The organism is Halopseudomonas phragmitis, from assembly GCF_002056295.1.
Classification (GTDB): domain Bacteria; phylum Pseudomonadota; class Gammaproteobacteria; order Pseudomonadales; family Pseudomonadaceae; genus Halopseudomonas; species Halopseudomonas phragmitis.
This window is the reverse complement of the sequence record NZ_CP020100.1, coordinates 135,681-151,639: the sequence shown is the minus strand read 5'-3', so window position 1 is coordinate 151,639 and position 15,959 is coordinate 135,681. Positions and strand designations below refer to the sequence as shown.

Here is a 15,959-nt window from a genome sequence, read left to right as displayed (position 1 = left end):
AACGCCTGACAGGGGGCCGTGACATGTTTAGCCGTTCCAACGATATCGCCAGCTTCGATGCCGAACTCTGGGCTGCCATGCAGCAGGAAGAGCGTCGTCAGGAAGAGCACATCGAACTGATCGCTTCCGAGAACTACACCAGTCCGGCAGTCATGCAGGCCCAGGGCTCGGTACTGACCAACAAGTACGCCGAAGGCTATCCGGGCAAGCGCTACTACGGTGGTTGCGAGTATGTTGACGTGGCCGAACAACTGGCCATTGACCGGGCCAAGCAACTGTTTGGTGCCGACTATGCCAACGTTCAGCCGCACGCCGGTTCGCAGGCCAACGCCGCCGTTTATCTGGCTCTGCTGTCGGCTGGCGACACTATCCTGGGCATGAGCCTGGCCCATGGCGGTCACCTGACCCACGGTGCTTCCGTGTCCTCTTCCGGCAAGCTCTACAACGCCATCCAGTACGGCATCAATGATGATGGCCTGATCGACTACGACGAAGTCGAGCGCCTGGCGCTGGAGCACAAGCCGAAGATGATCGTGGCCGGTTTCTCGGCTTACTCTCAGGTGCTGGACTTCCCGCGCTTTCGCGAGATCGCCGACAAGGTCGGTGCCTATCTGTTCGTCGATATGGCGCACGTGGCTGGTCTGATTGCTGCCGGCGTTTATCCGAACCCGGTACCCTATGCCGATGTGGTCACCACCACCACCCACAAGACCCTGCGTGGTCCGCGTGGCGGCCTGATCCTGGCGCGCAAGAACGAAGAGATCGAGAAGAAGCTCAATTCTGCAGTCTTCCCGGGTGCCCAGGGTGGCCCGCTGGAGCATGTGATCGCGGCCAAGGCGATCTGCTTCAAGGAAGCACTGCAGCCGGAATTCAAGACCTACCAGCAGCAGGTGGTGAAGAATGCCAAGGCTATGGCTCAGGTGTTCATCGAGCGTGGTTTTGACGTGGTATCCGGTGGTACCGAGAACCACCTGTTCCTGCTGTCGCTGATCAAGCAGGACATCACCGGTAAGGATGCCGACGCTGCGCTGGGTCGCGCTCACATTACCGTGAACAAGAACGCTGTGCCGAACGATCCGCGTTCGCCCTTCGTTACCTCGGGCCTGCGTATCGGTACCCCGGCGGTTACCACTCGTGGGTTTGTTGAGGCTGACTGCCGCGAGCTGGCTGGCTGGATCTGCGACATCCTCGACAACATGGGTGACGAGTCAGTGATCGAGCGTGTGCGTGAGCAGGTCAAGGCGATTTGTGCCCGTCTGCCGGTATATACCGACTGATCGCACAATTTGCCGATCAACCCCCGTTGGGAACATTCCCGCGGGGGTTTTTTTATGGTCCTCGGCCGAAGCTGATTTAATCAGTATTTCCCTGGAGAGTTGTGTGAGAGTGTTTTGACGCTGGTTTTTTGGCTAAGCTACCATGGTCTACCAATGATGTGCGCCAGCGGAGCTGGCGGGTAGTGGGGCAGGAGCTGGGCAGTGGTCAAAACAATAAGAGAGTACAGGATGCGCATCGTCCTGCTGATTAGCATGTTCATGTTGGTGGTGCCGGCTGCCTGGGCTGTGGAGTCTGCCAAGCCCGTGGTGCAGGTGGCTTTCATGAAATTCCCAGGGCACGCTGAGCCAGACCAGGACGGCCAGCCGGTCGGGCGCACGGTCAGCCTGGTTCGACGTTTGCTTGAGCAGGCCGGTTATCCCTATGAATTACGGATTTTGCCTGCGGCCAGGGTGTTTGTCGGATTGCAGGACGGGGCCGTGCATCTGTGGCCGGGGTTGCTCAACAAGCCTGATCTGGCGCCCTACACGCTGGAGACTGAACGCGACCTGACCCAGGTGCGGATCAACCTTTATCACCGGCCCGGTACCCCGGCCCCGGTATGGCCGGACAGTCTGCAAGGTAGCAGTCTGATCCTGATCACCAATTACACCTACACCGACCGGCTACGCCGGATCATGGATGATCCGGGACTGAATCTCACGATACACCGCAGTGCTTCGCATCAGGGGGCGATCAGCATGCTGCTGTTGGGGCGGGCGGATTATTTGCTGGAATACCGCAGTCAGGTGGAGCCGCTGCTGAGTGATTTCGCTCTGGACGAGTTGCCGCATATCGCCGTGGACAATCAGCCGATGCGTCTGGTGTTGTCGCGCCAGACCCAGTTTGCCGAGCAGTTGCGCAAGGATCTGGATCGGGCTTATGACGAGCTGAAGGCGCAGGGTGTTGAGTTGGATCCGACCCGCTTGTAGCACTAGGGTGACCCATTCAGGCGATTGCCGGGGCTGTATGGCTGGCCAACAATGCTGGCATGAGCGTTGATACAACAACTACATTGCCGGTGCTGCGCGAGGTTGATTGCCGCTGGCTGCTGGGGTTATATGCCCTGATTCCGCTGGTGCTGCTGATAGTGCTGCTGGATAGCCTGCCAGGTGGCGGGTGGCTGCGCCGGTCCTTACCCAATGACCCCATGCACTGGCCGTTCTGGACCCTGGTATTTGGTCTGCCGCACATTGTGGCCAGTTTCGTCAGCATGGCTGACCGTGATTACCTGCAGCACTATCGGCGCCGCCTGTTGTGGCCGTTGCTGGGCTTTGCCGCGCTGTCCACGCTCGGTTATGTCGGCCCGCAGCCGCTGAGCTATCAGTTGTTGTTCGTATTCCTGGCCTTTTACACGATCTACCATGTGCTGGCGCAGCAGTTGGGATTGTCGCTGATGATGCTTGGCATTGCGCCTTCGCCTGTATTCAGGGCTTGGAAATGGCTATCGGTGTTGGCCGGATTTGCCATCTACATGAATGTCTATGGCGCAACCTATATAGGCCGGCTGAGTCTGGGTTCGCTGGATATTTACCTGATGCTGCGCTATATGGCTGCCGCATTGTGCGCTGCGGTGATGGTGCTGGCATGGCAGTTGACCTGGCAGGCCAGGCATCGGATCGGCGTCTGGTATCTGTGGGGTAATGTCGCCTTGCTGCTGTCGGCTTTTGTCATCAATGAAGCCGGCTATACCCTGTTCGTGATCCTGATTCCGCGCGTTATCCATGATGTAACCGCGTATATCATTTACATAAGCCACGACAGCAACCGTAATCGCCAGCAACCGGTGAACCTGATTTACCGGATGGCCCGTGTTACGCGATTGCCGGTCTGGCTGCTGTTGCCGCTGTTGTCTGGGCTGATTGCCTACGTGCTGACCTATTACCAGCAGCTGCCTCTGATTGGTATCGTTATCCTCACGCTGTCATTTCTGCACTACTACGTCGAGGGTTTTATCTGGCGTACTCCAAATCCGCACCGCAGTTATCTGGCGTTCAAGCGTCAGTAGCGTGGGTAGCTGAGTGGCCCGGCAAACGCTTGGGCGAGCCATTCAAGTGGTGCAGTAACCGCGAGCATCCAAGCGATATGTCTGCGTTCAATGGTGTGTCGTCAGTTCCGTGCTTTCCTCCTGCGCCACAGCCTTCTCCGCAAAAAGCGTCTCGACCATGAAGTCGATGAACACGCGTAGCTTTGGCGACAGGTGCTTGCTCGACGGCCACAGCAGTCGGAAGGTGCCCTGGTGTTCTATATACGCGTCCAGCACGGGTGTCAGTTCTCCACGCTCGATGGCTCGGCGCACCATGAAGTCCGGCAGGCACGCGATACCCAATCCCGCTACGGCCACGTCCATCAAGGCTGCCGATGTGTTGCACACCATCGAGGCCGGCAATACCCATTCCGACGCATCTTCAGCGCGTTTCAACGGCCATGGCTCGAACTTGCCCGTGCTAGGGAACTTGTGCTGCAAGCAGGCGTGGTGCGCCAGATCGGCGGGAACCTCGAGTGTCCCGTGGCTCGCTAGGTAATCCGGCGAAGCAACAAGTTTCAGCCGGTAATTGCCAAGGGGGCGCGACATCAAGCGCGAATCCGCCGGCTTACCTGTGCGCATCACAACATCGAAGCCCTCCTCGATCACGTCCACTAGGCGATCCGAAAAATCCACATCCAGTTCGATGGCCGGATAGCGGTGCATGAAGGCTGTCAGAGCAGGCATGACCAGCATCCCGACCAGCGGCAGGCTGATGCGCAGCCGGCCCCGTGGCGCTTGTTGGGTTTCGGCCAGCTCCAGTTCGGCGGCTTCCACTTCGCAAAGGATGCGTCGGCAGCGTTCGAGAAACAGCGTGCCCTCGGCGGTCAGCGTGATGCTGCGCGTGCTACGGTGGAACAGACGCACGCCCAGCCGTTCCTCCAGACGGGACACGCTTTTACCCACCGCAGACGAGGACACGCCAAGGTTGCGTCCGGCTTCGGAGAAGCTGCGGGTTTCCGCCGCCTGCACGAAGAACGCAATGCTGTTGAGGGATTCCATCGTTTTGCCAATTTGTGAATATTTGTCCGATATATTTTGAAAAGTAGCATTATTGTCTTGTATCGACAATGCTCTCACCATGGCTGCCTATCTCTCCCGTGCCGCTTCCGTGCCTGTTCCGCACGCAACCGGCGCCCGACAAGGCATCGTTATGGCTCCTTCAACATCCACATTCGACAGTGCGGGCTCGCCAAACGCCCGTCTTCCTTTTGCATCGCTGTTGGCCTTGGCGTTAGCGGGCTTTGTCACGATCCTGACCGAGGCGCTGCCCGCTGGTCTTCTGCCGCAGATCAGTGCAGGTCTAAACATTTCCGAAGCGCTGGCAGGGCAGCTCGTCACTATTTATGCCATCGGATCTCTCGTGGCTGCCATTCCACTGACTGCTGCTACGCAAGGCGTGCGCCGCCGTCCGTTGCTGCTGGTGGCCATTGCGGGCTTTGTCGTCGCCAATACCGTCACGACCTTCTCGGGCAGTTATGCCGTGACGATGGTGGCGCGCTTCTTGGCCGGTGTCTCGGCTGGGCTGCTGTGGGCGCTGTTGGCGGGCTACGCGGCGCGCATGGTGCCTGAGCACCAGAAGGGTCGCGCCATCGCCATTGCGATGGTCGGTACCCCCCTGGCCTTGTCGTTGGGCGTGCCGGCCGGGACGTTCCTGGGCAATCTGGTGGGTTGGCGAATGTGTTTCGGCATTATGAGCGTATTGGCATTGGTGCTGATGTTGTGGGTGCGCATTCGGGTGCCGGACTTCGCTGGGCAGGCTGCGGGCAAGCGCTTGTCGGTTGGGCGTGTGTTCATCATGCCAGGGATTCGACCGGTGCTTTTTGTGGTATTGGCTTTCGTGCTGGCGCACAACATCCTCTACACCTACATCACGCCTTTCCTGGCGACGGCGGGCATGGCCGAACGCGCGGATCTGGTGCTGCTGGTATTTGGCGTGACTTCTTTGTTGGGCATTTGGGTTATCGGTGTGTTGATTGACCGGTACCTGCGTGCGCTGACACTCGCCAGCACGGCGTTGTTCGGCCTGGCTGCGCTGGTGCTCGGCATCGCGGCAGATGCACCTGCCGCCGTATATTCCGCTGTGGCTGTCTGGGGGTTGGCGTTTGGTGGTGCGGCAACGCTGTTTCAGACGGCTATCGCCAAGACGGCCAGGGGGGCCGCCGACGTGGCGCAGTCGATGCTGGTCACGGCTTGGAATATGGCGATTGCAGGTGGGGGGATTGTTGGTGGCATCCTGTTGGACCGCCTTGGTGTCGCTGCATTCGCACCTGCACTGCTAGTGCTGCTGACCGCCACACTGGTGGTGTTATGGGCTGCAAAGCGGCACGGCTTTGCAGCGGCACAGAGGTAGTGCACGATGGAGTTCAGGCATCTTCGCTGTCGCCTGGAAGGCGCCGAGAACTCTCCAAGTTGCACAAAATGTTACAGCCTGCTTGAATAGCCTATTACGCAAGGATGCCGATTTGCCGGTATGCCGCGTATGACTTTTCTCTGCATTCATCCAATGGAAGGACCTGTATGGACACCAGGCATTACCGGGTACGCTATAGCGGCCAATTGGTCGAGGGGGTCTCGCCGGCGCAATTGAGCGCCAACCTGAAAGAACTGGGCTTCACTGACAGCCAGATCGATAGCTTGTTGAGCGGTCGCTCGGCAACGATCAAAAAAGGCCTGCCAAGAACCCAGGCGGAAATCTACCGGGCGCGTTTGAAAGTCGCAGGCCTGCTGGTTGAGCTTGAAGTTGAGGACGAGGCGCCTGCTGCAGACGTAGCGCCAGCAGGGGGCTCGGTACGCTTTGAGGCACGCGAGCCCAGTCGTGAACAATCCACCGAGCCAAGCCTGCCGCGGCGCCTGGAGCCGGTAAAGTTTACCGGGATCGGCAGTGAGTTTTTCGGCATCTGGATCGTCAATATCCTGCTTATTGTTCTGACTCTGGGGTTCTATGCGCCCTGGGCCAAGGTACGTACCAACCAGTACTTCTATGGCCATACCGAGGTTGCTGGCGCCAGTTTTCAGTATCTGGCTGATCCCTGGGTGATTTTTCGTGGCCGGCTGGTGGCTCTGGCGGCACTGATTCTCTGGATGGTGGTCTCCAACTTCTGGGCAATGGGGGCGCTGATTCTGCTGTTACTGTTCATACCGCTGGTGCCCTGGATCGTCATTCGGGCGCTGAAATTCAATGCGGTCAACAGCGCCTGGCGCAATGTCCGGTTCGACTTTCAGGGTGGCTACGGCCAGGCGTTCATGGCGATCTATATCTGGCCGCTTCTTGCTGTGCTGAGCTTGTTGCTGGCGCTGCCCTACAGTCTGTTCAAGTTGCACGGCTTTGTGGTCAACAACATGCGCTTCGGCACCATGCCGTTCCGCTTCAAGGCCAGCGGCACTGACTATTATGTATTCTTTTTCCGAGTGATCGGCGTGCTGGTTGGTTTTGTACTGCTGTCTCTGCTGGTCAGTTCTCTGCATGGCGCGTTGGCTATCATCACGGCCGCGATCGGCTATCTGGCGCTGTTTGGCTATTTCCTGGCTGGCCTGACCAATCTGATCATGAACTCCACGGTGCTGGGGCTGCATGGCTTCGAGTCAACTCTGGGCAAACGCCGGATGGTCTGGATCTATCTGACCAACAGCCTGTTCATCGTGCTGACGCTGGGGCTGTTCACGCCTTGGGCCAAAGTGCGGATGGCCGCCTATCGGGCCAGTTGTACTCAGGTGCAGGTGTATGGCGATCTGGACAGCTTCGTCGCTGCTGAAACCCAGCGCGCCAGCGCCATTGGTCAGGAGCTGGGCGAGGCCTTCGATGTCGGCATCCCGGTCATCTGAGCTGTGGGTCGAAGGGCAGTTTTTCGACGGCAAGCGCAGTCGTAGTCACAATGCCCGGCTGGGTTGGCGTGCAGAGCAGCTTTGGCTGATCAGCGATGCCGGTGAGCGGTTGCTGAACCGTGATGGCCTACGCCTGGGGACCCAGGTCAGTGGCGCGGCCGGGAGCCTGTATCTGGCCGACGGCGGCGTGTTCGAAAGTCGTGATCAGGCTGCTCTGCGGGCCGTGTGGCAGGCTGCCAGCGGACGTTCATCCGGCTGGTGGCTGAGCCGTCTGGAGACCAATTTCAAACTGATTGTGCTGGGCACGGTGTTGATGCTGGGGTTTCTGGTCGGCAGCTTCACCCATGGCATACCCTGGGTTTCGCGGCTAGTGGCCGAGGCGCTGCCGGTCGAGGTGGAGCGTTACCTGGGCCAGCAATCACTCGATAGTCTGGATCGCTGGCTGGAGCCCAGCCGTTTGAGCGAGGAGCGCCAGGCAGAGGTGCTGGCCAGTTTCCAGCCTTACCTGCAGCGGTGGGCCGAAGAGTACCCACAATACAGTCTGAAAGTGTTGTTTCGCCATGGTGACCGGGTGGGTGCCAACGCCATGGCATTGCCAGCGGGCATCATTGTGTTTACCGATGAGCTGGTCGAGCTGGCTCGCGATGACCACGAACTGGTCAGTATTCTGGCGCACGAGGTAGGGCATGTGGTCCATCGCCACAGCCTGCGGGGGATTGTCCAGAGTTCATTGGCGGTTTGGATGATGGTGGCGCTGACCGGGGATCTGTCGGCAGCGTCGGACATGGCCGCCAGCTTGCCGGCGGTTCTGGCCAGTCTCAGTTATTCGCGGGGGATGGAGCGTGAGGCGGATGCCTTTGCTTTGCAATTCATGCGTGAACAGCAACTGGAACTGCGCCATTTCGCCAATATCATGCGGCGTCTGGAGGGCTCGGGTTCGGCTGCGGAGCAGACGGGCGGGCTGACTGATTTCCTGTCAACCCACCCGCCGACCCGTGAACGGCTGGTGCTGTTCGAGACCGAGGCTCAGGACTGAGTCAGCCCCAGGGTGCTGAGGGTCCGCTGGCGGACGCTCTTGAGCAGCTCGGCATCCTTGATCAGTGACTGACCATAGGACGGTACCAGCTCGCGCATCTTGGCTTGCCATTCTGCCGAGGCCATGCGCTCCTTGAAGCAGCGTTCCAGCACGTTGATCATTGCCTGCACGGCGGTTGAGGCGCCGGGAGAGGCGCCCAGCAGTGCCGCCAGGCTACCGTCTTTGGCCGCAACGATCTCGGTGCCGAACTCCAGCTTACCGTGACCATTGGCGTCCTTCTTGATGATCTGCACGCGCATGCCGGCATTCTGCAGGGCCCAGTCTTCGGCCTTGGCATTCGGGAAGAAGTTGCGCAGCGAGGCCACCCGATCCTTGTGTGACTGGAAGGACTCGGCGATCAGGTAACGGGTCAGATCCATATTGTCGATCCCGACTGCCATCATCGGTTTTACGTTGTAGCGTTTGACCGATGAGAACAGGTCCAGCACCGAGCCCTTTTTCAGGAACTTGGTGGTGAAGCCGGCAAAGGGGCCGAACAGCAGCGCGGGCTGACCGTTGATGATGCGGGTATCCAGGTGTGGGACCGACATCGGCGGGGCGCCAACTGGAGCCTTTCCGTACACTTTGGAGTGGTGGCGCTGGACGATGTCCTGCTTCTTGCAGACCAGCCATTGGCCGCTGACCGGGAAGCCGCCGTAGCCCTGGCTTTCATCGATGTTGGATTTCTGCAGCAGGGGCAGCGAGCCGCCGCCGGCACCGAGGAAGACAAAGTTGGCGTTGATCTGTTTGTCTTCACCTGTCTTCTCGTCGCGCACCTCGACTCGCCAGTAGCCGCGTTTGCTCTTGCGCAGACTGCTGACCGAGTGACTGAGGTTCAACTCGAATTGCTCGTGGCGTTCGAGATTGGCAATCATGCTGCGGGTCAGTGAGCCGAAGTCGACGTCCGAGCCGAAGTCGACCCGGGTGGCGGCAACTTTTTCGCCAGGCTTGCGCTGTTCCATCACCAGCGGCATCCATTCGGCCAGCTGTTCGGCGGATTCGCTGAACTGCATCTCGGAGAACAGATGGTGGGCGCTGAGCAGTTCATGGCGCTTGCGCAGGAAAGCTACATCCTTGTCGCCCCAGACAAAGCTGAGGTGCGGGGTCGGATTGATGAAGCTTTTCGGCCCGGGCAGTATGTCCTGCTCTACCAGGTAGGACCAGAACTGCAAGGTCACTTCAAAGGACGCGTTGATCGACAGGGCCCGGTCAATACTGATAGTGCCATCGGGGCCTTCAGGAGTGTAATTCAGCTCACAGTAGCCGGCGTGACCTGTGCCGGCATTGTTCCAGCCATCGGTGCTCTCGTGAGCAACGTGATCCAAGCGTTCGACCAGGGTAATGGTCATGGCCGGATCCAGCTGTTTGAGCAACATTCCTAGGGTAGCGCTCATGACGCCACCGCCGACCAGCAATACATCAACGTTTTTTGCTGTCATTTACATGTCGCCTCTGGGGGTAAAACTGCGGCCAATGATACCGGTTTATCCGGTTCGGGGACACTGTTCATGACTAGGCCGATGGTCTAAGTCACGCTTACTACGCCATGCAACGCGGCGTTCAAAATTGTCCTGTGTCATGTTCGGCTGGCGCGCCATGGTTTAAGCTGCCAGCCCGGAAACAGTCAGTGGAGAGCGTGTGACGATGAGTGATGCCGTGGTGATCGGGGGAGGGGTGATGGGGTGCCTGTCGGCGCTCAATCTGCTGGAGGCCGGTGCCCGGGTGACGCTGGTCGAGCGCTCTGAGCTGGGCCGCGAAGCGTCCTGGGCCGGTGGCGGTATCGTCTCGCCGTTGTATCCCTGGCGTTATAGTCAACCGATTAGTGCTCTGGCTGACTGGTCGCAGGGATTCTATCCCGGGCTTGGGCGCGAGCTGGCTGAGCTCACCGGCATTGATCCTGAGGTCAGTAGTTGTGGCTTGATGTGGCTTGATCATGATGAGCAGGCCGATGCTCTGAGTTGGGCTCAGCGCGAAGGTAAGCCGCTGCTCAGCGTCGACGCCGATTTTATTTATCGCCAGGTTCCCGGTTTGGCCCCGGGTTATCGCAGTGCGCTGTGGCAGGCTGATCTGGCCAATGTGCGTAACCCTCGGCTGATGGCCGCGTTGCGGGCCCGGCTGCTGCAGTTTCCCGGTTTTACTTTATTGGAACACACGCCGGTGCAGTCCCTGCTGGTTGAGCAGGGCCGTGCCTGTGGTGTACGTCACACCAAGGGTGAGTTGCGGGCTGATGCGGTGGTTCTGGCGGCTGGCGCCTGGAGTGGCGAGTGGGCTGCGGCGTTGGGTCTGAGCTTGCCGGTCGAGCCGGTGAAGGGGCAGATGCTGCTGTACAAGTGCGAGCCAGGCTGGCTGCCGAGTATGGTTCTGTTCGGGGGACGTTATGCGATTCCCCGGCGTGACGGACATGTGCTGGTCGGCAGTACTCTGGAACATGCCGGGTTTGATAAAACCCCGACCGAGCAGGCGCTGGCCTCGTTACGTGAGTCGGCGCAGCGGCTTCTGCCGGCTCTGGAAAATCAGGCTCCTGTCGCTCAGTGGGCCGGCCTGCGTCCGGGTTCGCCTGATGGCGTGCCGTTCATTGGTGAGCTGCCGAGTCTGCCCGGGCTATGGCTGAATGTCGGGCATTACCGTAATGGCTTGGTGTTGGCACCGGCTTCCTGCCGGTTGCTGGCTGATCTGATGGAAGGGCGTGCGCCGCTGATCGATCCGCAGCCCTATGCGCCGACCGGGCGGCTGGAGTCTGTCCGGGTTCGTTAATCCTCCAGGCCGAGTTTTTTCAGTCGGTAGCGCAGTGAGCGGAAAGTCAGGCCCAGGCGCTTGGCTGCTGCGGTCTTGTTCCAGCGGGTTTCTTCCAGGGCCTGGGTAATAGCTTGGCGCTCGATCTGATCCAGATAGTCTTCCAGCGAGTCGATCTGGGTCAGGTCCGGCTGGTCGTCACCGCTGCTTGGGCCGCCACTCAAATGAATGTCATCGGCCTGCAGGGCGTTGCCCTCGCACAGGGTGAAGGCCCGTTCCAGAACATTTTCCAGCTCCCTGACGTTGCCGGGGAAGCGGTAGATGCATAGCCGCTCGAGGCAGGCTGAACTCAGGCGAGGCTGTGGGCGCTGGTTGCGTTCGGCCAGTCGGCTGAGGATGTGGTCACACAACAGTGGAATGTCCTCACGCCGCTGGCGCAGCGGCGGCACATGCAGCTCAATGACGTTTAACCGGTAGAACAGATCCTGACGAAAGCGCCCGGCGGCCACTTCGGCGGCCAGATCCTTGTGCGTGGCGCAGAGCAGACGCACATCGACCGACTCTTCCTGCTGGGTGCCGACCGGGCGCACGGCCTTTTCCTGAATGGCCCGCAACAGCTTGACCTGCATGGCCATGGGCAGGTCGGCAACTTCGTCGAGAAACAGGGTGCCGGCATGAGCGGCCTGGAACAGTCCGGGCTTGTCGGCCACGGCACCACTGAAGCTGCCTTTGCGATGGCCAAAGAATTCGCTTTCCATCAGTTCCGAAGGAATGGCGCCGCAGTTGACCGGCACGAACGGCTGCTCGGCTCGTGGGCCAAGGGCGTGAATGCGCCGGGCCACCAGTTCCTTGCCGGTGCCGGACTCGCCGCTGATATAGATCGGCGCTTGGCTGCGGGCCAGTTTGCCGATTTGCCGGCGCAGTTGCTGGATAGGTGGAGATATCCCCAGCAGTGGATCGTCGAGATCGGTTTGTTCGTCTTCGGCCGGCGGGTTACTCAGACGCAGTGCGCTGCCAACCAGTTCGCGCAGGCGCTGCAGGTCCACCGGCTTGGTCAGAAAGTCGAAGGCGCCGGCCTTGAGTGCACTGATGGCGGTATCCAGGCTGCCGTAAGCTGTGATCATGGCGACCGGGGTCTGCGGGCAATGGAGCTGGATATGGCGAACGATGCTCAGTCCATCGCCGTCGGGCAGGCGCATGTCGGTCAGACAGAGCTGGAACTGCTGCTGGTCGAGCAGTGTGAGTGCTTCGGCCTGAGTGGTCGCGCTGCGGGTCCTGACATTCATGCGCCCCAGCGTCATGTCGAGCAGTTCGAGAATGTCTGGCTCATCGTCAATAATCAGTACCAGCGGACTACTCATCGGTGACCTGCAAGTTCCTTGTTGGGTGGTTGTTCATACCAGGCGTTTGGGGTGGGCGAAGGTAATGCGCATACAACTTCCCCGGGGCTCCAGGCGCTGGTATTCAAGACGTGCCTGATTGCTTTCACACAGTTCGCGGGAAATATACAGGCCCAGGCCGGTGCCGGTACGTTCGGTAGTGTAGAAAGGCTCGAAAATGTGACTCAGGTGTTCTTCTGCGATGCCTGGGCCATGGTCGATCACTTCCAATACCGGCAATTCGGTCTCAGGGTGACAGTATAGTCTTAGCCAGATGGTCCGCGCAGTGCCGGGTGGGCCGCTGTAGCGCAGAGCGTTGTCAAGCAGGTTGCCGAGTACCTGGCTGAGCTGGCTGGGGTCCATGCGAGTCTGGATAACATCCTTCTGAATCTGGCATTCAAGCTGGTCGGTGCCTGGGTGGGCATCGCGAAAGTCGTCGGCGCACTGCCTGACCCAGTCTGCCAGGTTGATCAGTTGCGGCTCGCTGGGGCGTCGGCGTGACAGTTCCAGCACGGTTTCGATCACCCGGTTCATGCGCTGCGAATGCTGCTGAATGATTTCGGTCAGTCGCTGGTCCTGTTCGACGATCTGATCTGACTCGTGCAACAGTTGCGCGGCATGGCTGATCGCGCCCAGTGGGTTGCGGATTTCATGGGCGATGCTGGCGGTCAGGCGGCCGAGCGATGCCAGTTTGAGTTGCTGGGCCTGCTGCGCCACCTGGGTGTTGTCGTCAAGAAATACCAGGACGGCGTTGTCTTCTCCGCCGGTCAGGGGTTTGAAGTTGGCCATGATCTCGACGCCGCCGCTGTGGTTGCGAAAGCTCCCGGAGCGGCGTGATGGGTTGGCTTGCCAGTGTTGCAGGCGTTCGGCTAGTTGTGGCGCCAGGCTGTCCAACGCCATGCCGCGAATGATCGGTTTGCCGAGCATTTGCGCGGCGGCTTCGTTGGCCTGCAGAACCTGGCTGCTGGTGCCGACCACCACGATGCCGGTGCGCATGCGCTGAATGATTAGTTGGTTGAGCCGCTCCAGGCTGGCCAGGCTGGCGGCCTGCTGCTTGGCCAGGTTTTCCGAATGCGACAGGCGCCGGCTCAGGCGCTGAACGAACAGTGCGACGGCGAAGAAAATACAGCCCAGTACGCCGACCTGCAGGTAATTCTGGCCGATGCCGGGGTGCGACAGGCTGAGGAAAAAGGTCAGATAGATCAGCAACAGGCTGGCCAACGCCGCCAGCAATAGACCGATCCGGCCATGCAGCAGGGTGTTGCCGACGGCCACTGGAATGATCAGCAGGTTGCCGAGCCCGCTGCCGGCGCCGCCGGCGGCATAGAACAGAATGCCGAGCAGCAGAATGTCGAGCGCCGCCAGGGCGAACAGGTACAGGTTGCGATGGCCCTGGTGCAGGATCAGCGCGATCACCAGGTTGATGATCAGGTACAGCCAGCTGACGGTTTCGTAGAGCTCCGGGCTGTTCAGCTCCAGCAGTCCGTCACGTAGCGCATTGCTGGTCAGCAACGCCAGCCCCAGGCCCAGAATGACCCGGTAGAGATTGTAAAGCCGGAGAATGCGCGGTCGCTGCGAGTCGATTCGCTCAGTGCTGGTCAGCGGCATCACGGTGCTCTGGGCAGCAGTACCAATGGTCGCCGGCGCGAACCGCCTGGGACTGTGGCAGATGGAGCTGGCAATGGGCGCAGCGAACCATCAGTTGCGGGCGTTCAGGCTGGGCGTTGGTAGGGCGGTTGGCCGCCTGCCAGGCCTTGAGCCGGCGCCAGAAGGCCATGATGGCCAGAATCAGTACGACCAGAATGATGAGTTTGATCAAGCCCATGGGGTGCCTTGTTTGCTGATGAGTGTCCAGTTTAGCTGACTCGGCCCCGGCTGGGCATGGCTTTCGATGCCTCTGGTGATTGCGGCGGGGCCGAGCTATACCGGACAATAAGCGCCAGTCAGGATTCAGGAGAAGGCAGATGACCAATAGTCTGCGTGTAGTGATGGCCCAGCTCAATTTGCGGGTAGGTGATATTCACGGCAACCTGGAGCGGATCATCGAGGCCGCCAGTCATGCCCGGGATGAGCTGGGGGCCCGGGTTATCGTGTTCCCCGAGTTGTCGTTGTGCGGTTATCCGCCGGAAGACCTGCTGCTGCGTTCCAGTATGCAGGCCCGTATCGAGCGGGCTCTGCATGCCCTGTGCGAGCGGGTCCAGGGCATCTATCTGGTGGTTGGTTACCCGTGGTACGAAGGCGAGCAGTGCTTTAACCAGGCGGCGGTGATTGCCGACGGCAATCTGCTGGCCAGTTACGCCAAACAGCACCTGCCCAATTACCGGGTGTTCGATGAGAAGCGCTACTTCAGCGAAGGCTCGGGCTCCTGTGTGCTCGAGCTGGATGGCCTGCCGGTGGCCCTGAGTATCTGTGAAGACATCTGGCATCCACAGCCGATGGTCCAGGCTCGGGCGGCCGGGGCGCGGCTGATGCTCAATCTCAACGCCTCGCCATTTCACATGGACAAGCAGGGTGAGCGTGAGGCAACCCTGACCGAGCGCTGCGCCGAGGGCGAAATGCCGGTGCTCTACGTCAATCAGGTGGGGGCCCAGGACGAACTGATTTTCGATGGTGGCTCGGTGGCCATGGCTGCCGATGGCCAGATCGCTTTGCGCGCACCGGCCTTCGCCGAAGGGCTGTATCCGGTCGATGTACTGTATGACGATGAGCAGGTCAGCCTGCGTCAGGGCACTCTGGCGCCGATGCCCGAGCTTGAGGCCAGTGTCTATCAGGCACTGGTCTGTGGCGTGCGTGACTATGTCAACAAAAACGGCTTCAAGGGCGTGGTGCTGGGCCTGTCCGGAGGCATCGACTCGGCGCTGACCCTGGCGGTGGCTGCGGATGCGCTTGGCGCCGAGCGGGTCGAGGCGGTGATGATGCCCTATCACTATACCTCCAGCATGAGCCTGGAGGATGCCGAGGCTCAGGCCAAGGCCATGCATGTCACCTATCGGGTGCTGCCGATTGCGCCGATGGTCGAGGCTTTCATGCAGACCCTGGCACCGGTGTTCGAGGGGTTGCCGCGCGACACCACCGAGGAAAACCTTCAGGCGCGCTGTCGTGGCACCCTGCTGATGGCGCTGTCGAACAAGACCGGCGCGCTGGTGCTGACCACCGGCAACAAGAGCGAAATGGCGGTGGGTTATGCCACGCTCTATGGCGACATGGCCGGCGGCTACGATGTCCTCAAGGATGTACCTAAGACGCTGGTGTTTCGCTTGGCCGAATACCGCAATACCTTGGGGCGGGTGATTCCCCAGCGGGTCATCGATCGCCCGCCGTCGGCCGAACTGGCGCCGGACCAGAAGGACGAGGATTCACTGCCGGCCTACCCGGTGCTGGATGAAATCCTGCGCCTGTATATCGAGCACGACCTGTCGGCCAGCGCCATTATCGCCGCTGGGTTCGATGAGGATGTGGTCAAGCGGGTAGTGCGGCTGGTCGACCTGAATGAATACAAGCGTCGTCAGGCCGCGGTCGGGGCAAGGATTACTCAGCGTGGCTTTGGTCGTGACCGGCGCTATCCGATCACCTCTGGTTGGGCGATGGACGACTGATCGACTGGAGG

Annotated in this window: 13 protein-coding genes; 8 read left to right on the top strand and 5 right to left on the bottom strand. The window is 60.2% G+C overall.

Annotated features, from left to right (window positions below; genetic code table 11):
- Positions 1 to 23: 23 nt before the first annotated feature.
- The 3 genes from glyA (at position 24) to BVH74_RS00630 (ending at position 3,322) form a co-directional block, all read left to right on the top strand.
- Entirely contained in the window at positions 24 to 1,277 is a 1,254-nt protein-coding gene (glyA, locus tag BVH74_RS00640) for a serine hydroxymethyltransferase (protein WP_080048221.1), read from the top strand.
- A gap of 228 nt (positions 1,278 to 1,505) precedes the next feature.
- Positions 1,506 to 2,246, top strand: coding sequence for a substrate-binding periplasmic protein (locus BVH74_RS00635; RefSeq protein WP_080048220.1), 741 nt, complete (start codon positions 1,506 to 1,508; stop codon positions 2,244 to 2,246).
- A gap of 59 nt (positions 2,247 to 2,305) precedes the next feature.
- The gene (locus tag BVH74_RS00630; RefSeq protein WP_155121667.1) at positions 2,306 to 3,322 is read left to right on the top strand and encodes a hypothetical protein; all 1,017 of its coding nucleotides are present in this window, start codon (positions 2,306 to 2,308) and stop codon (positions 3,320 to 3,322) included.
- Between the two features lie 87 nt (positions 3,323 to 3,409).
- Here the strand turns inward: BVH74_RS00630 and BVH74_RS00625 are convergent, their stop codons facing one another.
- Positions 3,410 to 4,342 carry a LysR family transcriptional regulator gene (locus BVH74_RS00625; RefSeq protein WP_080048218.1) on the bottom strand — a complete coding sequence of 311 codons (933 nt, stop codon included), beginning with the start codon at positions 4,340 to 4,342 and terminating at the stop codon, positions 3,410 to 3,412.
- Positions 4,343 to 4,493: 151 nt separating this feature from the next.
- Between BVH74_RS00625 and BVH74_RS00620 the strand changes: the two genes are divergently transcribed.
- From BVH74_RS00620 to BVH74_RS00610, 3 genes are all read left to right on the top strand, one after another.
- A complete protein-coding gene (locus BVH74_RS00620) occupies positions 4,494 to 5,693 on the top strand; it encodes an MFS transporter (RefSeq protein ID WP_080048217.1) in 1,200 nt (399 codons plus the stop codon).
- Positions 5,694 to 5,860: 167 nt separating this feature from the next.
- Complete coding sequence (locus tag BVH74_RS00615) at positions 5,861 to 7,165, top strand: YjgN family protein (RefSeq protein ID WP_080048216.1); 1,305 nt, start codon at positions 5,861 to 5,863, stop codon at positions 7,163 to 7,165.
- A complete protein-coding gene (locus tag BVH74_RS00610) occupies positions 7,143 to 8,201 on the top strand; it encodes a M48 family metallopeptidase (protein WP_177344495.1) in 1,059 nt (352 codons plus the stop codon). Before BVH74_RS00615 ends, BVH74_RS00610 begins: the two co-directional genes overlap by 23 nt.
- Here BVH74_RS00610 and mqo read toward each other — a convergent pair.
- Positions 8,192 to 9,679, bottom strand: coding sequence for a malate dehydrogenase (quinone) (gene mqo / locus BVH74_RS00605; RefSeq protein WP_080048211.1), 1,488 nt, complete (start codon positions 9,677 to 9,679; stop codon positions 8,192 to 8,194). The genes BVH74_RS00610 and mqo overlap by 10 nt on opposite strands.
- A gap of 205 nt (positions 9,680 to 9,884) precedes the next feature.
- Here mqo and thiO point away from each other — a divergent pair, with 205 nt between their 5' ends.
- Positions 9,885 to 10,994 (top strand): glycine oxidase ThiO, encoded by a 1,110-nt coding sequence (thiO, locus tag BVH74_RS00600; RefSeq protein WP_080048209.1) that lies wholly within the window; start codon positions 9,885 to 9,887, stop codon positions 10,992 to 10,994.
- On the opposite strand, the gene BVH74_RS00595 is transcribed toward thiO, so the two are convergent.
- From BVH74_RS00595 to BVH74_RS00585, 3 genes are read right to left on the bottom strand one after another with little or no spacing between them, the layout of a single operon-like run.
- Positions 10,991 to 12,334 (bottom strand): sigma-54-dependent transcriptional regulator, encoded by a 1,344-nt coding sequence (locus BVH74_RS00595; protein ID WP_080048208.1) that lies wholly within the window; start codon positions 12,332 to 12,334, stop codon positions 10,991 to 10,993. The two genes, thiO and BVH74_RS00595, sit on opposite strands and share 4 nt — an antisense overlap.
- Positions 12,335 to 12,367: 33 nt before the next feature.
- Positions 12,368 to 13,960 carry a sensor histidine kinase gene (locus BVH74_RS00590; RefSeq protein WP_080048207.1) on the bottom strand — a complete coding sequence of 531 codons (1,593 nt, stop codon included), beginning with the start codon at positions 13,958 to 13,960 and terminating at the stop codon, positions 12,368 to 12,370.
- Positions 13,941 to 14,177: a PP0621 family protein gene (locus tag BVH74_RS00585; protein ID WP_080048204.1), complete on the bottom strand. Its 237-nt coding sequence runs from the start codon at positions 14,175 to 14,177 to the stop codon at positions 13,941 to 13,943. Before BVH74_RS00585 ends, BVH74_RS00590 begins: the two co-directional genes overlap by 20 nt.
- Positions 14,178 to 14,316: 139 nt before the next feature.
- On the opposite strand from BVH74_RS00585, the gene BVH74_RS00580 reads away from it, so the two are divergent.
- Positions 14,317 to 15,948, top strand: a complete 1,632-nt coding sequence (locus tag BVH74_RS00580; RefSeq protein WP_080048203.1) for an NAD+ synthase — start codon at positions 14,317 to 14,319, stop codon at positions 15,946 to 15,948.
- The last annotated feature ends 11 nt before the right edge of the window (positions 15,949 to 15,959 follow it).